The organism is Methylobacterium sp. HJ2, from assembly GCF_056431005.1.
Map to the genome: position 1 here is coordinate 1 of NZ_JBWJYM010000018.1, position 19,798 is coordinate 19,798.

18 protein-coding genes and 1 pseudogene are annotated in these 19,798 nt (G+C 72.5%); 8 read left to right on the forward strand and 11 right to left on the reverse strand.

Going from position 1 to position 19,798, the window contains the following annotated elements:
- A pseudogene (locus ACS5RC_RS25770) lies at nt 1-187 on the forward strand (type 1 glutamine amidotransferase domain-containing protein); the annotation flags it as partial.
- Nucleotides 188-518: 331 nt separating this feature from the next.
- Here the strand turns inward: ACS5RC_RS25770 and ACS5RC_RS25775 are convergent.
- The 10 genes from ACS5RC_RS25775 to dctP all read right to left on the reverse strand — a co-directional run bounded on the left by ACS5RC_RS25775 (nt 519) and on the right by dctP (nt 12,035).
- The gene (locus ACS5RC_RS25775; protein ID WP_478346782.1) at nt 519-1,574 is read right to left on the reverse strand and encodes a glycosyltransferase; all 1,056 of its coding nucleotides are present in this window, start codon (nt 1,572-1,574) and stop codon (nt 519-521) included.
- A complete protein-coding gene (locus ACS5RC_RS25780) occupies nt 1,571-2,644 on the reverse strand; it encodes a glycosyltransferase family 2 protein (RefSeq protein WP_478346783.1) in 1,074 nt (357 codons plus the stop codon). Before ACS5RC_RS25780 ends, ACS5RC_RS25775 begins: the two co-directional genes overlap by 4 nt.
- 1 nt (nt 2,645) lies before the next feature.
- Nucleotides 2,646-3,734 carry a glycosyltransferase family 4 protein gene (locus ACS5RC_RS25785; protein ID WP_478346784.1) on the reverse strand — a complete coding sequence of 363 codons (1,089 nt, stop codon included), beginning with the start codon at nt 3,732-3,734 and terminating at the stop codon, nt 2,646-2,648.
- A gap of 291 nt (nt 3,735-4,025) precedes the next feature.
- Nucleotides 4,026-5,570 carry a DegQ family serine endoprotease gene (locus ACS5RC_RS25790; RefSeq protein WP_478346785.1) on the reverse strand — a complete coding sequence of 515 codons (1,545 nt, stop codon included), beginning with the start codon at nt 5,568-5,570 and terminating at the stop codon, nt 4,026-4,028.
- A gap of 236 nt (nt 5,571-5,806) precedes the next feature.
- A complete protein-coding gene (gene hflC, locus ACS5RC_RS25795; protein WP_478346786.1) occupies nt 5,807-6,772 on the reverse strand; it encodes a protease modulator HflC in 966 nt (321 codons plus the stop codon).
- Nucleotides 6,769-7,956, reverse strand: a complete 1,188-nt coding sequence (gene hflK / locus ACS5RC_RS25800) for an FtsH protease activity modulator HflK (RefSeq protein ID WP_478346787.1) — start codon at nt 7,954-7,956, stop codon at nt 6,769-6,771. The genes hflC and hflK overlap by 4 nt, the downstream gene beginning before the upstream one ends.
- A 225-nt stretch (nt 7,957-8,181) precedes the next feature.
- Nucleotides 8,182-8,691, reverse strand: coding sequence for a dihydrofolate reductase (locus ACS5RC_RS25805; protein ID WP_478346788.1), 510 nt, complete (start codon nt 8,689-8,691; stop codon nt 8,182-8,184).
- Nucleotides 8,692-8,986: 295 nt separating this feature from the next.
- Nucleotides 8,987-10,339, reverse strand: coding sequence for a TRAP transporter large permease (locus ACS5RC_RS25810; RefSeq protein WP_478346789.1), 1,353 nt, complete (start codon nt 10,337-10,339; stop codon nt 8,987-8,989).
- Nucleotides 10,336-11,016 carry a TRAP transporter small permease gene (locus tag ACS5RC_RS25815; protein ID WP_478346790.1) on the reverse strand — a complete coding sequence of 227 codons (681 nt, stop codon included), beginning with the start codon at nt 11,014-11,016 and terminating at the stop codon, nt 10,336-10,338. The genes ACS5RC_RS25810 and ACS5RC_RS25815 overlap by 4 nt, the downstream gene beginning before the upstream one ends.
- On the reverse strand, nt 11,013-12,035 hold the full coding sequence (gene dctP, locus ACS5RC_RS25820; RefSeq protein ID WP_478346791.1) for a TRAP transporter substrate-binding protein DctP: 1,023 nt from the start codon (nt 12,033-12,035) through the stop codon (nt 11,013-11,015). Before dctP ends, ACS5RC_RS25815 begins: the two co-directional genes overlap by 4 nt.
- Nucleotides 12,036-12,285: 250 nt before the next feature.
- Here dctP and ACS5RC_RS25825 point away from each other — a divergent pair, with 250 nt between their 5' ends.
- The 3 genes from ACS5RC_RS25825 to ACS5RC_RS25835 all read left to right on the forward strand — a co-directional run bounded on the left by ACS5RC_RS25825 (nt 12,286) and on the right by ACS5RC_RS25835 (nt 14,468).
- Nucleotides 12,286-12,942: a GntR family transcriptional regulator gene (locus ACS5RC_RS25825; protein WP_478346792.1), complete on the forward strand. Its 657-nt coding sequence runs from the start codon at nt 12,286-12,288 to the stop codon at nt 12,940-12,942.
- A gap of 88 nt (nt 12,943-13,030) precedes the next feature.
- On the forward strand, nt 13,031-13,960 hold the full coding sequence (gene kce, locus ACS5RC_RS25830) for a 3,5-dioxohexanoate:acetyl-CoA acetone transferase (RefSeq protein ID WP_478346793.1): 930 nt from the start codon (nt 13,031-13,033) through the stop codon (nt 13,958-13,960).
- Nucleotides 13,961-14,105: 145 nt separating this feature from the next.
- A complete protein-coding gene (locus tag ACS5RC_RS25835) occupies nt 14,106-14,468 on the forward strand; it encodes a hypothetical protein (protein WP_478346794.1) in 363 nt (120 codons plus the stop codon).
- Nucleotides 14,469-14,789: 321 nt separating this feature from the next.
- Here the strand turns inward: ACS5RC_RS25835 and ACS5RC_RS25840 are convergent, their stop codons facing one another.
- The gene (locus tag ACS5RC_RS25840; protein ID WP_478346795.1) at nt 14,790-15,023 is read right to left on the reverse strand and encodes a hypothetical protein; all 234 of its coding nucleotides are present in this window, start codon (nt 15,021-15,023) and stop codon (nt 14,790-14,792) included.
- Between the two features lie 349 nt (nt 15,024-15,372).
- On the opposite strand from ACS5RC_RS25840, the gene ACS5RC_RS25845 reads away from it, so the two are divergent.
- The 4 genes from ACS5RC_RS25845 (at nt 15,373) to ACS5RC_RS25860 (ending at nt 19,583) form a co-directional block, all read left to right on the forward strand.
- Nucleotides 15,373-16,413 carry a 2-keto-3-deoxygluconate permease gene (locus tag ACS5RC_RS25845; protein WP_478346796.1) on the forward strand — a complete coding sequence of 347 codons (1,041 nt, stop codon included), beginning with the start codon at nt 15,373-15,375 and terminating at the stop codon, nt 16,411-16,413.
- Nucleotide 16,414: 1 nt separating this feature from the next.
- A complete protein-coding gene (locus tag ACS5RC_RS25850) occupies nt 16,415-17,716 on the forward strand; it encodes a four-carbon acid sugar kinase family protein (RefSeq protein WP_478346797.1) in 1,302 nt (433 codons plus the stop codon).
- Nucleotides 17,713-18,714, forward strand: coding sequence for a 4-hydroxythreonine-4-phosphate dehydrogenase PdxA (pdxA, locus tag ACS5RC_RS25855; protein ID WP_478346798.1), 1,002 nt, complete (start codon nt 17,713-17,715; stop codon nt 18,712-18,714). Before ACS5RC_RS25850 ends, pdxA begins: the two co-directional genes overlap by 4 nt.
- 107 nt (nt 18,715-18,821) lie before the next feature.
- Nucleotides 18,822-19,583 carry a DeoR/GlpR family DNA-binding transcription regulator gene (locus tag ACS5RC_RS25860; protein ID WP_478346799.1) on the forward strand — a complete coding sequence of 254 codons (762 nt, stop codon included), beginning with the start codon at nt 18,822-18,824 and terminating at the stop codon, nt 19,581-19,583.
- Nucleotides 19,584-19,798 lie beyond the last annotated feature (215 nt).

The window sequence follows — 19,798 nt, forward strand, 5'->3', positions numbered from 1 at the left end:
CGTCGGCCTGACGGAGGTGGTGCCCTTCCTCGTCGAGGACGAACTCAGGCGGCAGGGCGGCGTGTTCTCCAAGGCGGCCGACTGGCAGCCCTACGTGGTCGCCGACGGCCTGCTGATCACCGGCCAGAACCCCGCCTCCTCCGGACCGACCGCCGAGCGCCTGCTCCGCCATCTCGCGGGCGCCTGACGCCGGCGCGACGGGGGCGATCGTCGCCTGAGGGATTGTCGCAGGCCCTTTGCGCTTCGCAGGCAGGCCCGCTCGCGGGCTGCCGCCTCGCAGCATGGACCTTCGACCGGACGGGGCGCCTGCCTTTCGGATTGCGAGACCCCGGGAGCCCTGCCCCCTCGGGTCGGCTCACCGGCATCGTATCCGGCGGCGCTCCGATCGGAGCGGTACGCCCCGGTCCGGGGCCGCGCAGGCGTCTCGACGGGCGATGGTCAAATTGTCGGCGGTTCGCGCAGCTTCGGTGCGAAGGCGCGCCGTCGAGCGGTTCACCCCGCGGGCACGGCGCCGGTGCTCAGCCCTGCGCCTGTGCCTCGATCCAAGCGGCGGTGCGCGCCACCGCGTCCGGGTCGTGCAGGGCGCCGATCCGGCCGGGATCCAGCGCGAGGCCCGCCGCGACGAGGTCCGGCCAGGCCGGCGCCTCGGGCCAGCCGGCATGGACGATCGCCGCACCGAGGCGGGCCAGGGCCCGGGCCTTCGCGCCCTGCTCGTCGTAGGCCCGCGGCTCCGGCAGGCAGAGGAAGCGGCGGCGGGCCGCGGCCACGGCCGCGACGAGGCCGTCGCCGCCACCGCCGACCACGAGGCTCGCCGAGGCGATCCGCGCCTCGATGTCGGGGACCCAGCCGTGCAGGTGGAGGTTGTCGGGGCGCGGCTCCGCGGCGGCACCCGAGACCGGCCCGTAGACGTGCCAGTCGCGTCGGGGCACCGCCCGTGCCGCCGCGGCCAGCGCCGCCGCCGAGCCCCCCTCCCCGCCTCGGCCGAACACGACGGCGATCGACCCGTCGCCGTCGGACCGATCGGGACGCGGCGCGGCCCGCCCGATGAAGCCGGCGTAATGCGTCTTCGCCCGGACCCAGTCCGGCACCCCCGCGCTCTCGAGCGTCTCTGGAAACGGGGCGATCAGCCCGCTGGCCGCGCGGAACGCCTCCAGATGCGGCGTGTCGGTCCGGTCGCCGGACAGGCGCACCACCAGGGTCGGGACCGACAGCAGGCGCGCGAACAGGGCCACCTCGACGGAGACGTCGACGACGAGGAGCGCCGGGTCGTCCGCCTCGGCCCAGGCGGCGATGCGCGCCATGCGGGCGCGGATGCCGGGATGGCGGAGCGGCGCGTAGTGCAGGCTCTCGGGGCGCGCCGCCTCGCCGTCCCGGCCGTCGAACCCCTCGGCGAGGCGGTCGTCGGCGAGGTCGATCACCGGGCCGGGCGCGTCGGTCACGTCGATGGGCGCGGCCCCGCCCGTGACGGTGCCGAGGACGGTGCAGGGCCGGTCGAGCGCGCCGGCGAGCGCCCGGGCCCGGTGCCAATGTCCCGCGCCCTGATGATGGATGTAGTAGCCGATGGGCCGTGTCACGCCGCTGCCCGGAGGCTCTGGGCGAGGCGTTCGAGATCGGCGAGCGCCACGTCGAGATCGACGCACGGAGCCGCCTGAGCCCGGGCTTCGAGGCGGGCATGGGCCCGCTCGACGAAGGCGATGTCGTTGGGGCAGGTCTCGGGCGCGATCTCCGCGATGTCCTGCGCCTCGAGGCCGAGGCCGGCGCAGACGGAGCGCCGCGCGCCCTCGCCGAGGCGCCACGCTTGGCGCAGGGCGGCGCGGCGGGCGATCAGCCCGTGCCAGTGCGCCGCCTCCGGCAGGCGGTAGGCGAGGCCGTCGCGGACGCTGTCCTCGCGCCGGGCCATCTCGGTGGCCATGCCGCCGCTGACCCGGCCTTCGCGGCGCGCCGAGACCCACACCTGCACGTGCGGGCAGTGGCGCAGCCGCGCGCCCGCCCGGGTGAGCCGCGCGACGAGGGCGTTGTCCTCGCCGCAGGGGATCGCCGGCAGGCCGCCGACGGCGCGGTAGAGGTCCGCCCGGAGCGCGAGGCTCGCGGCGGTGTGGTCGCCATGCCGCGGCGCCGGATCGTGCGGCGGCGGATCGAGCGCGTCCTCCAGCGCCCGCACCGCCGACCAGTAGCGCTCGATCCGCGCGTTGAGCTCGGCGAGGCCCGGGGCGACGGGCGCCTCCGCGTCGATCATCAGCCGCCCGCCGACGATGTCGGCCTGGCCGAGCGCCGCGCGGTTGGCCGAGAGCCAGCCCGCCGGCAGCCGCGCATCCGCGTCCGTGGTGAGCAGGATCCCGCGCGGATGGCCGGCCGCCTCGAGCCAGTCGGCGCCGGCCTCGAGCGCCATCCGGCGCGCCGTGCCGACATGGGCGTCCGCTCCCTCGATCCGCACCGCGATCAGGTCGAGGTCGAGGGCGCGCGTCTCGCCGGCCGCCTCCAGGGCGCGCACGGCCTCGACCGTGCCGTCGCGGCAATTGTTGGCGAGCAGCACCACGCGCAAGGGGGCCGCGGGCGAGATCCCGTCCTGCGCCGCGAGCGAGCGCAGGAGGCGCGGCAGGCGCTCGGCCTCGTCGCGGACCGGGAGGCAGACGACGGCCGGCATCTCAGGCTCCCGCCACCCGGCGGAGCCGCGGCGTCTCGTCGGCCTGGGCGGCGAGCATGCGGTCGTAGACGGCCTCGTAGCGCGCCGTCATCTTCTCGGCATCGAACAGCGCCTCGGCCCGGGCCCGGCAATCGCGGCGGCGCAGGCCGGCGGCGCCCCGGATGGCGCGGGCGAGATCCTCGGGATCGTCGGCCCGGGCGAGGCGCCCGCTGCGCGCGTCCAGGATCTCCGGCATGGCGCCGCGGTGGAAGGCCGCCACCGGCGTGCCGCAGGCCAGCGCCTCGGCCACGACGAGGCCGAACGGCTCCTCCCAGCGGGGGGTGACCACCGCCACCTGGGCGCGGCCGAGATGGTGGGCGAGGTCCCGGTGGGTGAGATGCCCGAGATGGGTGAGGTCGGGCCCGAGCCGGGGCGCGATCTCGGCGTCCCAATAGGCCGGGTTGAGCCGCGGGCCGGCGACGACGAGGCGGATGCCCGCCCGGCGCGCGGCGTCGATGGCGAGGTGCAGGCCCTTCTCGGGCACGATCCGGCCGAACCAGAACGCATAGGCGTCCGGATCCGGCTCGGGCTGATAGGGGAAGGTCGCGAGATCGATGCCGTTGCCGACCACCTCGGCATGGGGCGTCAGCGCGGTCCATTCCTGCACGAGGGTGCGCGAGACGGCCAGATAGGCCATGTCGGGCCGCGCCGCCCGCACGCCGGCCGCGAGCGAGGCGAAGGGCGGGGTGTGCAGCACCGTCACCCAGGGCATCGCGGTGTCGCCGCTCTCCCGCAGCGGCAGCGCGTGCAGGCAGTTGTTGTGCACGAGGTCGAAGCCGCCGGTCGCGACCGCATCCATGATGGCCCGGTAGGCGTCGTGCTCCGCCCGGTCGATCGCCGCCTCGCGCTCGGGGCTCTCCAGGGCATCGCCCGTGGGCGGGCAGACCATCACCGGGTCGAGCGCGGGATCGGAGCCCTCCGAGGCGAAGAGCGTCACGGCATGCCCGCGCCGCCGCAGGGCGCCGACGAGGAGGTGCGTGTGCATCTCCAGGCCGCCGGCATAGGGCTGCGCGATCGGGTATTTCAGGTGAGCGAGGACAGCGATCTTCACGCGGCGAGCCGTGGGTTCATCGTGACGGGTCGGGAGGAGGCGGGGCGGCGGCGGGCTCGCGGGTATCACGCCCGCTTTTTCGCCCGCAAGCCGCCCGCTCAGACCCGGCATGACGCGCGGGCCGCGAATTCATGCCCCCCTGTTCAACAGCATCGGCGCTGAAGGTTCGATGAACCGCGCCGGGACGGGGCGCGGCCCGCCGACAGACGAACGCCGCGCCCGATCGGTGCGATCGGGCGCGGCGTCGCCGGACAGGGTGGCGGGCGGCCCGCAGGCCGCCCTCGGGAGCGATCAGTCGAGGCCGATGGCGACGAAGCGCACGTCGCCGTTGGCGGCGGCGACCAGCAGGAGCACGGATTTGCGCCCCTCCTTCTTCAGCCCGTCGATCCGCTTGGTGACCTCGGCGGGGCTACTCACCGCCTCCTGGCCGACCTCGACGATGACCTCGCCGGGCTGGATGCGCTTGTCGGCCGCCGTCGAGTTCGGGTCGACCCGGGTGACGACCACGCCCTTGACGCTGTCCTTGATGCTGTAGCGCTTGCGCAGCTCGTCGGTGATGCCCGAGAGGTTGAGGCCGAGCGCCTGCCGCACGGCGGTCTCGGGCTCGGGCTGGCGGGCATTGGCGAGCTGGGGCCGCTCGTTGTCCTCCAGGCGGCCGAGGGTGACGGGCTTCGTCGTCTCCTCGCCCTTGCGCACGATCACCACGTCGACCTTCTGGCCGACCGGCGTCGAGGCGACGATGCGCGGCAGGTCGCTCGAGGCCTTCACGGCGTTGCCGTTGAAGCGGACGATGACGTCGCCGACCTCCAGCCCTGCCGTCTTGGCCGGGCCCTTCTCGTCGACGCCGGCGACCAGCGCCCCCTTGGCGCCGCCCTTCAGGCCCAGGGCCTCGGCGGTGGCGTCGTCCACGTTCTGGATGCGGACGCCGAGCCAGCCGCGGCGGACCTCGCCGAACTCGCGCAGCTGGTCGATCACGGGCTTGGCCGAGCCCGACGGCACCGCGAAGCCGATGCCGACCGAGCCGCCGGTGGGCGACAGGATCGCCGTGTTGATGCCGATCACCTCGCCGTCCATGTTGAACAGCGGGCCGCCCGAATTGCCCTTGTTGATGGCCGCGTCGGTCTGGATGTAATTGTCGTAGGGGCCGGACTCGATGTTGCGGCCCCGCGCCGAGACGATGCCGGCCGAGACCGAGCCGCCGAGGCCGAACGGGTTGCCGATGGCGATCACCCAGTCGCCCGGGCGCATCTTGTCGGAATCGCCGAAGGGCACGGCCCGGAGCGGGCGGTCGGCGGTGGGCTTCACCCGCAGCACCGCGAGATCGATCTTCGAATCCTTGCCGATGATCTCGGCCTTCAGCTTGGTGCCGTCGTGCAGGATGACCTGGATGTCGTTGGCGTCGCCGATGACGTGGTTGTTCGTCACCACGATGCCCGAGGCGTCGATGATGAAGCCGGAGCCGAGCGAGTTCGACTTGCGCTGCTGCTGCTGGCGCGGGCCCTCGTTGTCCCCGCGCTGCTCGCCGCCGCCGCCGCGCCCGCCGCGCCGGTTGAAGAACTCCTCGAACAGGTCCTCGAAGGGCGTGCCCGGCGGCAGCTGGGGCCCGGCGCGGTTGCCGCTCGGGCGCGTCTCGACGGTGGAGGCCGAGATGTTGACGACGGCGTCGGTCACCTTGTCGGCGAGGTCGGCCAGGGATTCGGGGCCCTTGGCGAGGGCGGGCAGCGGCAGGGCCGAGCCCGCGACGGAGAGGCCGATCAGGGCGGCGGCGAGGACCGAGCGCGCGAGGCGGCGTCCGGATCTGCCCTGCGCCGCGTCGGCGCTCGCGAGGGGGTGCATGGTCGACCTCTTCAAGAACGCGTTTCCAGATCCGTCCGGGCCTCGCGACCGTCTTGCGCGGCCGCTTGGCACGACCGGACGACGTGAGAGCCTCTCGCGAAGCTTCCGGATCTCCGGGAGGTCTCCCGCCGCAGGCGGCGGGATCTCCGTGAGAGGCTCTAAGATCGGCGGCTGCGGCCAACCTTCAAGTGCGACCGGGTGGACGCCGGGACCGGCATCCGCGCGGGCGCGGTGTCTCAGCGGGAGGCGCCGGGGCCGTCCGGCGTGGAGCCGGTGGCGCCAGGCTCCGTCCGCCCGCGGGCGGCCGAGGCGGCGGCGCGGCCCTGCGGGTCGCTGAAGTAGCGGAAGAAGTCCGAGCTCGGGCTGATCACCAGGCGGGTGTCCTGGCCCTTCAGGCCGGTCTCGTAGGCCTGCATCGAGCGGTAGAAGCCGAAGAAGTCCGGGTCCTTGCCGAAGGCCTCGGCGAGGATGCGGTTCTTGTCGGCGTCGCCCTGGCCGCGCAGCTTCTCGGCCGTCTGCTGCGCGTCGGCCAGGATCACCGTGACGTCGCGGTCGGCCTTGGCCCGGATGGTGGCGGCGATCTGCTCGCCGTTCGCCCGGATGTCGGCCGCCTCGCGCTCGCGCTCGGTCTTCATGCGCCGGTAGACCGCCGTGGAGTTCTGCGCCGGCAGGTCGACGCGGGTCATGCGCAGGTCGACGATCTCGATGCCCAGCGCCTTGGCCTGCCGGTTCACGTCCTCCTGGATGTCGTTCATCAGCCGCATCCGCTCCGTCTTGACGATGGCGTCGCGGGTGGAGCGGGCCAGGACGTTGCGCAGCGACGAGTTGGTGAAGCTCGCGAGCCGCTGGTTGGCGAGCGCGACGTTGTTCACCGACTGGTAGAAGCGCAGCGGATCGGTGATCCGGTAGCGCGCGAAGGCGTCGACCTCGAGGTTCTGGCGGTCGGCGGTCAGCAGGGTCTGGACCGGCAGGTCGAGATCGAGCACGCGCTTGTCGAACAGCACCACGTTCTCGATGAACGGCACCTTGAAGTAGAGGCCGGGCTTGTCCTCGCCGGTCTGGTTGAGCACGGCGCGGACGCGGCCGAACTGCAGGACCAGGGCCTGCTGCATCTGGCCGACGGTGAAGACCGAGGCGTAGAGGGCGACGACCACGGCCGCCGCAAGCACCATGAGGCCGGTGCGGAGCGCCTGCCCGTTCATCGGCCGGCTCCCGTCTGGGCGGTGCCCTGGGCGGCGCCTGGAGCGCCCGTGCGGGATCCGAATTCAGCGAGCGGCAGCACCGGGAGCACCCCGGCCGCGGCGCCCGCGCCCGCCGGGGCGCCGTTCTGGTCGATGATCACCTTGTTCACGGAACCCAGAACCCTCTCCATGGTCTCGAGGAACAGCCGCTCGCGGCTGATGGCGGGCGCCGTCTTGTACGAGGCGTAGACCTCGTCGAAGCGGGCGGCCTGGCCGGTCGCGTCGGCGGTCGCCTTCGTCTTGTAGGCCTCGGCGGCCTGCACGATCTGCGAGGCCTTGCCGCGGGCCTGGGGCACCTCGCGGCTCGCGTAGGTCTTGGCCTCGTTCTGCGCGGTGTCGGCGTCCTGCTGGGCGGCGTTGACGTCGATGAAAGCGGGCCTGACCTCGGGCGGCGGGTTGACCGAGACGAGCTGGACCACGGGGATCAGCACGCCCGCGCCGTACTCGTCGAGCCCGGCCTGGAGGATCTCCTTCACCTCCTGGGCGACGCTCGACTGCTCGTTGGTGAGGACCGCCTGGATGTTGCGCCGGCCGATCACCTCGCGCATCGCGCTCTCGGCGATCGCCTTGATGGTGCCCTCGGGGTTTTGCAGGTTGAACACGAAATCCGAGGCCTTGAGGGGGTTCACCCGCCACTGCACCTCGAAATCGAGATCGACGATGTTCTCGTCGCCGGTGAGCATCAGGCTCTCGTCGGGCACGTCGCGCGGGCGGCCCTGGCCACCCAGGCCGGAGCGGAAGCCGATCTGGATCGAGTTGATCTGGCCGACATTCGGCTTGACCACGCCGCCGACCGGATAGGGGAAGTTGTAGCGCAGGCCCTCGCCCTTGGCCCCGACGTAGCGGCCGAAGATGGTCTCGATGCCGACCTGGTTCGGGGCGACCTGATAGAAGCCGGTGAACAGCCAGATCGCGACCGCGAGGCCGCCGGCGAGCGCGAGGCCCTTGCCGCTGCCGAAGGAGCCGCCGCCCCCGCCGCCGGGGATCACGCCGCGCAGGCGATCCTGGCCGCGCCGGAGCAGGTCCTCGAGGTTCGGCGGCGTCTTGCCGCCCCCGCCATTGCCCCAGGGACCTCCGCCGTTCCCGCCGCGGTTGCCCCAGGGGCCTCCGCCGTTGCCGCCACCGCTCTGATTGCTCCAAGGCATGCCAGACGCTTTTCCCCTGCCCGCAGCGGCATCCGCACCTCGCGTGTGAGGATTGGTGCGCCCGCTTCCATCCTGTGCCCGGAGCTGCCCTGAGACACCTTTCCAGGGTCTCTACGCACCTGCGTGGGCCGGCCCCCTGCTGTCAAGGCTGGCAGGTGGGCATCGCGGAGCCCGTTGGCAACCGCGCCGCGCCGCCCTGTCGCTGGACGCGGCGGCGCGGCGCCGTCAGGCGATGCGCTTGAGGGTGACGAAGGCGAAGCCGCATTCGTCGTGCTCGCCCGGCCCGTGCACCGCGCGTGCCGTCTCGCGGAAGGCCGTGCGGTCGAAGGCGGGGAACACCGTATCGCCTGCGTAGTCGTCGTCGAGTTCGGTGAGATGGATCCGGTCCGCGTGCGGCAGGGCGAGCCGGTAGATCTCGGCGCCGCCGACCACCATCAGCTCCTCGGCGCCGCGCGCCGCCGCGCAGGCCGCGTCCCAGTCGTGCACCACCGCGACGCTGTCGCCGTGGCCCGCGATCGCGTAGCTCCGGTCGCGGGTGAGCACGAGGCTGCGCCGCCCCGGCAGGGGCCTGCCGATGGATTCGTAGGTCTTGCGTCCCATCAGCATGGGCTTGCCCATGGTCAGCGCTTTGAAGCGCTTCAGGTCGCTGCGCAGGTGCCAGGCGAGGCCGTTGTCGCGGCCGATGACGCCGTTGCGCGCGACGGCGACGACGAGGGTGATGCGGGGATCGGCCACGCGGCGGCTCTCTCTCAGGCGACGGTCCTTGCCGGGGCCGGTCTCGATCGCAGCGCGACACGGGGACACGACACCGTTGACCGAGACTTCGTGTCCCACCCGCGCCCTCGGCCCGAGGGACGAGAGGGGTGGGTCGGGATCGACCCGCCCCAGACCCGCCCCAGACCCAGTTGTCGCGGATCGTGGCAGCGCGACGGGCGACCGCCCCGGCCCCTGGGGCGCGGTGGGCGCCAGTCTAGAGCAGGCCCCGGGCCGGCGGAAGCGGGCACCCGACCGGCGCCCGCGCCCGCCCGGGCTAGCGCGTGGTCGGCAGGAGGACGTCCGGCAGCCACATGGCGATGCCCGGGACGAGGCAGAGGATCAGGATCGCCAGACCCATCAGGATCACGAAGGGCAATGTGCCCCAGATGATGTCCGAGAGCGGGATGTCGGGGGCGATGTTCTTGATGACGAAGATGTTGAGGCCCACCGGCGGGTGGATCAGCCCCATCTCCATGGTGATCGTCATCACCACGCCGAACCAGACGAGATCGAAGCCCGCGGCCTTGAGCGGCGGCAGGATGATCGGCGCCGTCATCAGGATGATCGACACGGGCGGCAGGAAGAAGCCCAGCACGATCACGAGGCCCAGGATCGTGACGAGGAGCACCCACTTGGAGAGCTGCATCGCGACGATCGCGGAGGCGGCCGATTGCGAGATGTGGAGGTAGCTCATCACGTAGGCGTAGAGGAGGGACATGCCGATGATCAGCATCAGCATGGTCGATTCCCGCAGCGTCGCGGTGAGGATCGGGCTGACGTCCCGCGGGCGCCAGACGCCGTAGATCGCCGCGATCAGCCCGAGGGCCAGCAGGCCGCCGAGGCCCGCGGTCTCGGAGGGCGTGGCGTAGCCGCCGTAGAGCGCCACCATCACGCCGGTGAGCAGGATCACGAAGGGCATGACCCGCGGCAGCGTCGAGAAGCGCTCGCGCATGCTGTAGCGGTCGTCCGCCAGGATCGGCGAGGCGACGCCGCCGCCCGCGTAGGCGGCCTGGGCGGCGGCGTACTCGGCGCGGAAGCGCAGGACCGCCCAGCCCGCGAACAGGCCGACGAGGAGGAGGCCCGGCCCGATGCCGGCCAGGAAGAGCCGCCCGAGGGACTGCTCGGCCGCCACCGCGTAGAGGATCATGGTGATCGAGGGCGGCAGCAGGATGCCGAGGGTGCCGCCCGCCGCGATGATGCCGGCGGCGAAGCCCGGCGAGTAGCCGCGCTTGCGCATCTCCGGGATGCCCGCCGAGCCGATGGCCGAGCAGGTGGCGGGGGAGGACCCGGCCATGGCGGCGAACAGCGCGCAGGCGAAGACGTTGGCGATGCCCAGCCCGCCCGGGATCTTGTGCATCCAGGCGTGCATCGCCGAGTAGAGGTCCTGGCCGGCCCTGGACCGTCCGATCGCCGCGCCCTTCAGGATGAAGAGCGGAATCGACAGCAGGGTGATCGAGGCCATCTCCTCGTAGACGTTCTGCGCCACCGTATCGAGCGAGGCGGCGGGCATGAAGGCGTACATGAAGGCCAGCGCGACGAAGCCGAGCGCGAAGGCGATGGGGATGCCCGCGAGCATCGCGCTGAGCGTCGCCCCGGCATAGAGGAAGCCGATCGCCGCGACGCTCATCGGGTGTGCTCCGGACGGGGATTGGCCGCCGTGGCGGCGCCGTGCGGCCCGGCATCCGGGCGGTCGCGGTTGAGGTCGGCGCCGAGGCCGATCCTGGGCTTGGCCCAGCCGGCGGCGCGGGGGCCGTAGGCCAGCGCCTCGGCGATCTGCAGCGCGAACTGCACGGCGAGCAGGCTCATGCCGAGCGCCATCAGGCCGTAGGGGATCCAGAGCGGCGGGCCCCAGCTCGATTGCGAGACCTGGCCGTCGACCCAGGCCTCGTGCAGCAGGCTCCAGCTCTTCCAGGCGAAGAACGCCACGAAGACCAGGCTGATCCCGTCCGCCAGGAGCAGGCGGGCGCGGTTGACCCGCGGCGAGAGCAGCCCGGTCAGGGCCTCGATCGCCACGTGCCCGCGCTTGGCCTGCACGGCGGCGGCCGAGAAGAAGGTGGCGCCCACGATGAAGAACACCGCCATCTCGTCCTGCCAGTCGGTCGGCTCGTGCAGGACGTAGCGGACCACCACGCTGTAGCTCAGCACGAGGCAGGCGCAGACGAGGGCGAGGCCCCCCAGCACCAGGATGACGGCGTTGAGGCCGCGCATGGCCCGGTCGAGGGCGCCGAGGAGCCCCGGGACGCGGGGCTCCGGCGCGGCGCGCGTCTCGGCCGCCGCCGTGGCCGCGTCGAAGGCGTGGCTCACGCGACCTGCTCGGCGAGCTTGAGGAGCGCGGCGCAGGACTCGCTCTTGGCCGCGTAGTCCTTCCAGGCCGTGTCGCGGGCGATGTCGCGCCACTGGCCCAGCGTGGCCTCGTCCATGCCCTGGACCTTGGCGCCGGCCTTGGCGAAGACCTCCTCGACCTTGGTGTCGTCCGCCTTGGCGCCCGCCTGGCCGAAGGATTCGAGCTCGGCCCCGACGGCCATGATCAGGTCCTGCTGGTCCTTGGGCAGCCCCGAGAACACGGTCTTGGACATCATGATCGGCTCGAGCATGAACCAGTAGGAGCGCTCGCGGCCGGAGGTGAGGGACTTGGCGAGCTCCTCCAGGCGGAACGAGATCAGGCTGGTGGACGAGGTGATCACCGCGTCGCAGGCGCCGGTCTGCATCGCGGCGTAGGATTCGTTCGAGGGGATCGACAGGGTGGCCGCGCCCGCCTGCTTCATCATCAGGTCCATCTCGCGCGAGCCGCCGCGGACCTTCAGGCCCTTGGCGTCCGCGGGCGTCACGAGGGCGCGCTCGCGGCTCGCGACGCCGCCCGCCTGCCAGACCCAGGACACGAGGACGATGCCCTTCTGGTCGAGGATCTCCGCGAGCTTGCGGCCGACCGGGGCCTTCTTCCAGGCGACGCCCTGCTCGTAGGAGGTGACGAGGGCCGGCATCAGGCCGATGTTGAGCTCCGGCACCTCGCCGCCCGCGTAGGGCGAGGGGTAGAGCGACATGTCGAGGGCGCCCTTGCGCATGGCGCTGAACTGGGCGTTCGTCTTCATCAGGGACGAGCCCGGATAGACCTGCACCGCCAGCGCGCCCTTCGAGCGCTCGCCCACCGCCTCGGCGAACTTGCGGCACATCCGGTCGCGGAAGTCGCCCTCCTCGATCGTGCCGCCGGGAAACTGGTGCGAGAGCTTCAGGGTCGTGGCCGCGCGGGCCGCGTTCAGGCCGAGGCCCAGGACCGCCGGAGCCGCCAGGCTCGAGGCAAGGAGGTGACGTCGTGTCAGGGCCATGGCGTTCGTCTCCCGTTTCGCGCGCGCACCGATTATTTGTGCGGTGCAGCATGCAGCTTGAGATGCGACTTATAATTAGGCTGCCGCTTGGTATATATCAGGGCGCGACTTGTATATCTTGTCAACCCCGTTGCATATTCGGCGCGGGTGGAATGTGACCGGGCACGGCCTCGGCTCCGATCGCGCGCGACGGACCGGCCGCGCGCCCGGCAGGCGAGCGCTCCGGAGAGAGCGCTCCAGGGGGTGGCGGATGAGCCAGGCTCAGCGGCTGAAGCAGACCATCGAGGACGAGATCGTCGACGGGACGCTGCCGCTGGGGGCACGCCTCGACGAGACGCAGCTCGCCGCGCGCTTCGGGGTGTCGCGGACGCCGATCCGCGAGGCCCTTATCCAGCTCGCCGCGACCGGCCTCGTCGAGACGAAGCCCCGCAAGGGCGTGATCGTGAGCACGCCGGAGCCGCAGCACCTGCTGGCCATGTTCGAGACGATGGCCGAGATCGAGGCCGCCTGCGGCCGGCTCGCGGCCCGGCGCCTCGTCCCGGAGGACGGGGCGGCCCTGCGCGAGGCCCTCGAGGCCTGCAGGCGGGCGGCCGAGGCCGGCGACACCGAGGTCTATTACCAGGAGAACGCGGTCTTCCACGCGGTGGTCTACCGCGCCTGCCGCAACGCCTTCCTGTGCGAGCAGGCGCGCCAGCTCAGCCGCCGCCTCGCCCCGTTCCGGCGCCTGCAGCTCCGCGTCCGCCAGCGCCTCGCCCAGTCGCTGGCCGAGCACGGTGCGATCGTCGACGCGATCCTGGCGGGCGACGAGGCGCGGGCGGCCGAAGCCCTGCGCACCCACGTCGTCGTGCAGGGCGACCGCTTCTCCGATCTCGCGGCGAGCCTGCGCGCGATCGGCGCGGCGGCGTAACCAGCCCGCGCCGCCCCGGATGCCGCGCGGCGGCCCCCGCCCTATCCTGTCCCCGGGAACGGATTCAGAGCCAGGACGGAAGGCGAGCATGGCGGCGACCCGAAAAGTCATCATCACCTGCGCGGTGACCGGAGCCATCCACACCCCGAGCATGTCGCCCTACCTGCCGGTGACGCCCGAGCAGATCGCCGATGCGGCGATCGGCGCGGCCGAGGCCGGCGCGGCGATCGTCCACCTGCATGCCCGCGACCCCGACACCGGGCAGCCGGACCAGTCGCCGGAGGCGTTCGCGCGCTTCCTTCCGATCATCAAGCAGCGCTCGCCCTGCGTGGTGAACCTCACCACCGGGGGCGCGCCGACCATGTCGATCGAGGAGCGCGTGCGCCCCGCCGCGACGTTCCGGCCGGAGGTGGCCTCGCTCAACCTCGGCACGATGAATTTCGGCCTGTTCGGCATGCTCGACCGCTTCAAGGACCTGAAGCATCCCTGGGAGCGGGCGTATCTCGGCAACAAGAACATCATCTTCCAGAACTCGTTCGGGCAGATCGAGCACATCCTCACCACCTGCGCCCCGAACGGCACCCGGTTCGAGTTCGAGTGCTACGACACCGCCCATCTCTACAACCTGAAGTACTTTTTCGATCGCGGGCTGGTGCAGGCGCCGCTGTTCATCCAGACGGTCTTCGGCCTGCAGGGCGGCATCGGCGCCCATCCGGACGACGTCATGCACATGAAGCGCACCGCCGACCGCCTGTTCGGGGACCATTACCGCTGGTCGGTGCTCGGCGCGGGGCGCAACCAGATGCCCATCGCGGCGATGGCGGCGGCGATGGGCGGCCACGTGCGCGTCGGCCTCGAGGACAGCCTGTGGGACGGCCCCGGCAAGCTGGCCGAGAGCAACGCCGCGCAGGTCCGGCGCGTGCGGGCGATCATCGAGGGCCTGGGCCTGGAGATCGCGACTCCGGACGAGGCCCGCGAGATCCTGGCCCTGAAGGGCCCCGACACGGTCGGGTTCTAGGGGCGCGCGCGCGCCATCCTGGGCTCCCGGCCCCGCGGAGGCGCAGGACGGGCCGGGCGGCCCAACTTCTGTTGTTGCCGAGACGGCGGAAGGATGCTCCGATCCGCGCGCCGCCTTCCGAATCTCGCACAGGGCCCGGACTGGGATGCCGCGCATTTCAAGGCTTCATCGCCTCGGCCTCGGCCTCGCGAGCCCGTTCCTCCTGTGCGCCCTCGTCCTCGCGGGCGACGCGCTCTGGCAGGCGCGCCCGCTGCCCGCCTGCCTCGCGAGCGGGATCGATCCGCTGAACCCCGCGCAGCGCTGCCGGCGGGTGCCGGTTCCGCTGCGCCAGACCGCGCCCGACGGCACCGTCGTGCCCCAATCCCTGATGATCGAGCGCGGGACCGTGTCCGGGGTCCCGGACCTCAGGCGCGCCGGTCTCGCAATCCTGGCGGGATCGATCCTCTACCTCGCCGCCTGGGCGGTCGGCCGGCGGATCGAGCGCCGGGCCCAGCCCGCGGGCGGATGAGGCACCCTGCCGCACGGACAGCGCGCCACGTAGCCAGGGCCGCCGGCCCGGAGGACAACCGCGCCATGAACGAACCGGCATCCATCCTCATGATCCTGGCCGCGGTCGGTGCGGCCGCGCTGATCGGCGCCGCGCATCCGAAGGTCGAGCGCCTGCTCCGGCGCACCTATCTGCGCTGAGGCCCTTCCGGCGATCCGTCCGTCGCGTCCGGAGCCGGGCCGCGAGGCCCGTGCGCGCCGATCGTCGAGGGCCGCGGGGCGTCCGGATCGGAGAGCGGGCTGAGATCCCGCGGCCGGACGGCCCTGCCGATCCCGGCTCGCGTCAATGCCGCCGCTCGGTCTCCCGCCCCGGCTTCGCGTCGGCCCTGAGGATCATGCGGCCCTCGAAGCCGTCGAAGCCGCCGCTGTAGCAGAAGCGGCTGTAGGCCGCCCGCTTCGCGGCCTCGGGCGAGGGCCCGCCACGGGATGCGTCCGCGTTCGGCCCGTCCGCGTTCGGAGCATTCGGTTCGTGGCGTCGCGGTGGTCCCGCACTCCTGGTCGCGCGCAGCTTGGGCATTCCCGTCGTCCCGGTGACCGTTCCCCCCAGCCTAGCGCGGGGGCGCGAGAAAGTTCCAGCCCCGGTCGGCGCCGCCGAGCCGGCGATGCCGCGCGCCGTGACGTCCAGGAGGTCCGGGACGCCCCGGTGCCGCAGGCGCCCGGGCCACCCGCCGGATGTCCGGCGCACGGAGCCGCTGGGGCCCGGGACGCGGGACCCGAGGCCGTCCCGAAATTGCTCAGTTCGCGCAAATTCATTGACTCGTTGCGCATATCGCGCAGATCATGCCCGCCGGATCGACGGGCGAGCCCTCGCACGCGGCTCCGGACAGCAAGAATAATCTGCGCGTATCGCGCAAGGAGGACGCCCCATGCAGATCCCGATCAAGCGGGCCATCGAAGCCGTTCCGGGTGGGATGATGGTGGTGCCGCTCCTCGCCGGCGCCCTCATCGCGACCTTCTTTCCGGGCACCCCGAAGTTCTTCGGCTCGTTCACCGGGGCCCTGTTCTCCGGGGCCCTGACGATCCTGGCCGTCTTCTACGTCTGCATGGGCGCGAGCATCGATTTCCGGGCGACGCCCTACATCGTGAAGAAGGGCGGCACCCTGCTCGCCGTGAAGGTCGGCATCGCCGTGATCCTCGGCCTCGTCCTGGGCCGCGTGCTCGGCGAGGCGCCGGTGGCGGCGGGCATGTTCGCCGGGCTGTCGACGCTGGCCGTCGTGGCCAGCATGAACGACACCAACGGCGGGCTCTACATGGCCCTGATGGGCCAGTACGGCCGGCCGCGCGATGTCGGCGCCTACACGGTCATGTCGCTGGAAAGCGGCCCGTTCCTGACGATGGTCACCCTCGGCATCGCGGGGCTGTCGGCCTTTCCCTGGCAGACGCTCGTTGGTGCGATCCTGCCGCTCATGGTCGGCATGCTGATCGGCAATCTCGACCGCGAGATGCGCGATTTCCTCAGCCGGGCCATTCCGGTGATGATCCCGTTCTTCGCCTTCGCGCTCGGGGCCGGCCTCGACCTGTCGAAGGTCTGGCAGGCCGGCCTGCTCGGCCTCGCGATGGGCGTGGCCGTCGTCGTGGTGACGGGCATCCCGCTCTTCTTCGCCGACCGGCTGACCGGCGGGTCCGGGGTGGCGGGCGTCGCGGCGGCCTCGACGGCGGGGAACGCCGCGGCGGTGCCGGCCATCGTCGCCTCGGCGAACCCGGCCTACGCCGACGCGGCCGGCCCGGCCACCATCCTGGTCGCGGCCTGCGTGGTGGTGACGGCCATCCTGGTTCCGATCGCGACCGCGTGGACCGCCCGGGTCTTCGGCGGCGGCGTGGAGACCGATCCCGAGCGACCGGATCTCGCGGAGCCCCTGGCGGGCGCCACCGAGCCCGTGCCGGTCCGACGGGCGGGCGGCCGCTGAGATGGCGGACCGCTGGCTCATCCTCGCCGACGACCTCACCGGGGCGGCCGACTGCGCCATCGCGTTCGGTCGGCGGGGATGGGCCGCGGCGGTGACCTGGGGCCCTGAGGCGCGCGCGGCGACCGGCCGGGCGGGGGCGCTCGCCTACCCGGTCGCGGAGCCGGAGCGGCCGGGGGTGCTCGCTTATGACGCCGACAGCCGCGGCCTCACGGCCGAGGCGGCCGCGCAGGCACATGCCCGCGCGCTCGACCGCCTGCTCGACCCGGGCCGGGTTCTGTTCAAGAAGATCGACTCGACGCTGCGGGGCCAGCCCGCCGCCGAGACGGCCGCCACCCTGGCATTCCTCAAGGCCCGCTCCGGACCGGCCTTCGGCATCCTGGCGCCGGCCTTCCCGGCGACCGGCCGGACGACGCGGGGCGGCCGCATCCACGTCGACGGGCGCCCGCTGGAGGAGGCCGAGGTCTGGCGGCGCGACCACACCTATGCGGACGCGGACCTCGCCGCCGTGCTGACCGGCGCAGGCATCGCGGCGGAGACCCTCGACCTCGATGCCGTGCGCGCCGACGGCCTTCCGGCCGCGCTGGCGCGGATCCGCGCGCGCGGGGCCTCGGTCGTCGTGTGCGATGCCGAGAGCGATGCCGATCTCGGCCGGATCGCGCGAGCGAGCCTGACGCTGCGGCCCACCCCGTTCTTCATCGGGAGCGCGGGCCTCGCCCACGCCCTCGCGGCGGAGGCGCGCGGGGCGGAGGCGCGTGGGGCCGCCCTGCCGCGCCTCGCCTCCGGCGCCCGCGGAACCCTGATCGTCGTCGGCTCGCTCGCGGCGGCCTCGCGCGCCGCCGCCCGGGCGCTTGCGGATTCGGGCCGCGTCGTCCATCTGCCGGTCGCCCCGGAGACGCTGGTCGCCGATCCGGCCGGACGGGCAAGCCTCGCCGCGCGCGCCGCCGCGGTGCTGGACGGGGGCGGCGACGCCCTTGTCGAGATCGCCCGGGATGCCGGCGACCTCGACATGACCCTGGGTCCGCGCCTCGTCCAGGGGCTCGCCGCGGCTCTGGAACCGTTGGGCCCCCGGATCGGCGCCCTGGCGGCGACGGGGGGCGAGACCGCCGCGGCGCTGCTCGCGCGGTTCGGGGTCACGGGCCTGCGCCTCGTCGACGAGATCGAGCCGGGGGTCTCCCTCGGCCTGAGCCTCGGCCGCCTCTCCATCCCGGTCGCCACCAAGGCCGGGGCCTTCGGCGACGCGGACAGCCTGCGCCGCATCGCCGACCGCCTGCGCATCGTCAGAACCGAGGGAAGCTTCGCATGAGCCGTCCGACCATCGCGATCACCATGGGGGATCCGGCCGGGATCGGGCCCGAGATCATCATGAAGGCGCTCGACCGGCCGGAGGCCCACGCCCTCTGCCGGCCCCTGGTGATCGGGGACGCCGGACGCCTGCGCCAGGCCGGTCGCATCGTCGGCGCCGGGATCCCCGTTGCCGCCTTGCAGGACGCCGGCGCGGCGGCGTTCGACAGCGGGGCGGTCCAGTGCCTCGACCTCGCCTGCGTGCCCGAGGATCTGCCCTTCGGGCGCGTGTCGCCCGTCGCGGGCGAGGCGGCCTACCGCTGCATCGAGACCGCGGTGCAGGTGGTGCAGGCGGGGCTCGCGCAGGGGATCTGCACCGCGCCGCTCTCGAAGGAGGCCCTGCACGCGGCCGGTCACCGCTTCCCCGGCCATACCGAGCTCCTCGCCCACCTGACGGGCACGCCCGAGGTCTCGATGATGCTAGTCTCGCCCAAGCTGCGGGTGATCCACGTCACCACCCATATCGGCCTCATCGACGCCATCGCGAAGATCGAGCCCGGTCTGGTCGGCCGGGTCATCGCGCGGGGCCACGCCGTGCTGGTGCGGGCCGGCATCGCGAACCCGAAGATCGGCGTCTGCGCCATCAATCCGCACGCGGGCGAGAACGGGCTGTTCGGGCGCGGCGAGGAGGCCGAGAAAATCGCCCCGGCGATCGAGGCCTGCCGCGCGCGGGGCTGGGACGTGCGCGGGCCCCTGCCCGCCGACACCCTGTTCTTCCTCGCGGGCCGAGGCGACTACGACATGGTCGTCGCCATGTACCACGATCAGGGCCACGGCCCGATCAAGGTCCTGGGGCTCGAGGCGGGCGTCAACATCACGGTCGGCCTGCCTGTCATCCGCACCTCCGTCGATCACGGCACCGCCTTCGACATCGCCGGCACCGGCGTCGCGGACGAGCGCAGCCTCGTGGAGGCCCTGCGGCAGGCCGTGGATCTCGCGCCGCGGACGGCCGCCGCCTGAACGCCGCGCCGGGCCGCGCGCTCCGGCGCGACGCCGGGTGGTGGAACGTCCTGGCCATCGGGCGCGGCCTCCGGCATGGGAGACCACGCATTGCGGGGGAGGCGACGATGTCGACGCGCGGGAGGGAGCGCCGGGCGCTGCTCTTGGAGGCGCTGCGCGCCGGTGAGATCGACGTGGACGAGTTCGCGCGGCGCTTCTCGGTCTCCGCCTCGACGGTGCGGCGCGACCTGCAGCACCTGTCCGCGACGAGCGGCGTCCATCGCACCTACGGGGGCGCGATCCTGGCGCAGCGCACGGCCGAGACCACGTTTGCCGAGCGGATGGCCATCAACGGGCCCGAGAAGCGCGCGATCGCCCGCGCGGCGCTCGACCTGATCCAGGACGGCGACACGCTGATCCTCGACGCGGGCTCGACGGTCGCGGCCTTCGGGCAGCTCCTGGTCGGGCGGCGGCTGCGCATCATCACCAACAACCTCGCGCTCCTGCCCTTCCTCGCGGAGGCGCCCGGGCTCGAACTCATCGTGCTCGGCGGCAGCCTGCGGCCGACCAGCATGAGCACGGTGGGTCCGCTCGCCCTCGAATCTCTGCGCCGGATGACGGCGGACCGCGCCGTGATGAGCGCCGACGGCGTCGTTGCCGGACGCGGACTCTGCGAAGCGAGCCTCGATCAGGTGGCGCTTAAGTCGTTGATGATGCAGCAGGCCCGCGAGGTGATCGTGCTCGCCGACGCCACAAAACTAAACCGCGCCACCCAACCAATGTGGGCCGATCTTCCTTCGTATTGGTCGCTCGTTACCGATGCATCAGCGACGGAATTACAAAGAACGGAATACATAAAATCCGGAGCTAAAGTAAGCTTGTCTTATTGAACTCATGAACGTTGAAATTTAATTCATAATTTATATTTTATGAACATATTGAGGGAGTATATATAAAAGATCTATCTTCATTCTTCTTCGATCTAGAGGCTGTTACGGACTGCAGCGAAGTCGGCGGCCCTGCGGAGGAGTAGGACGCTGAAAGCGACGAGGTGCAATCCGGCCAGAGTGGCGGGCAAGCGCTCGTAGTCACGAGCCAGCCGGCG

Bases quoted from the DNA above. Each gene is read 5' to 3' on its own strand.
- ACS5RC_RS25780 (WP_478346783.1), bottom strand. From the start codon at position 2,644: ATGCCGGCCGTCGTCTGCCTCCCGGTCCGCGACGAGGCCGAGCGCCTG.
- ACS5RC_RS25790 (WP_478346785.1), bottom strand. From the start codon at position 5,570: ATGCACCCCCTCGCGAGCGCCGACGCGGCGCAGGGCAGATCCGGACGC.
- hflC (WP_478346786.1), bottom strand. From the start codon at position 6,772: ATGAACGGGCAGGCGCTCCGCACCGGCCTCATGGTGCTTGCGGCGGCC.
- hflK (WP_478346787.1), bottom strand. From the start codon at position 7,956: ATGCCTTGGAGCAATCAGAGCGGTGGCGGCAACGGCGGAGGCCCCTGG.
- ACS5RC_RS25810 (WP_478346789.1), bottom strand. From the start codon at position 10,339: ATGAGCGTCGCGGCGATCGGCTTCCTCTATGCCGGGGCGACGCTCAGC.
- dctP (WP_478346791.1), bottom strand. From the start codon at position 12,035: ATGGCCCTGACACGACGTCACCTCCTTGCCTCGAGCCTGGCGGCTCCG.
- ACS5RC_RS25825 (WP_478346792.1), top strand. From the start codon at position 12,286: ATGAGCCAGGCTCAGCGGCTGAAGCAGACCATCGAGGACGAGATCGTC.
- kce (WP_478346793.1), top strand. From the start codon at position 13,031: ATGGCGGCGACCCGAAAAGTCATCATCACCTGCGCGGTGACCGGAGCC.
- ACS5RC_RS25835 (WP_478346794.1), top strand. From the start codon at position 14,106: ATGCCGCGCATTTCAAGGCTTCATCGCCTCGGCCTCGGCCTCGCGAGC.
- ACS5RC_RS25840 (WP_478346795.1), bottom strand. From the start codon at position 15,023: ATGCCCAAGCTGCGCGCGACCAGGAGTGCGGGACCACCGCGACGCCAC.
- ACS5RC_RS25845 (WP_478346796.1), top strand. From the start codon at position 15,373: ATGCAGATCCCGATCAAGCGGGCCATCGAAGCCGTTCCGGGTGGGATG.
- ACS5RC_RS25850 (WP_478346797.1), top strand. From the start codon at position 16,415: ATGGCGGACCGCTGGCTCATCCTCGCCGACGACCTCACCGGGGCGGCC.
- pdxA (WP_478346798.1), top strand. From the start codon at position 17,713: ATGAGCCGTCCGACCATCGCGATCACCATGGGGGATCCGGCCGGGATC.
- ACS5RC_RS25860 (WP_478346799.1), top strand. From the start codon at position 18,822: ATGTCGACGCGCGGGAGGGAGCGCCGGGCGCTGCTCTTGGAGGCGCTG.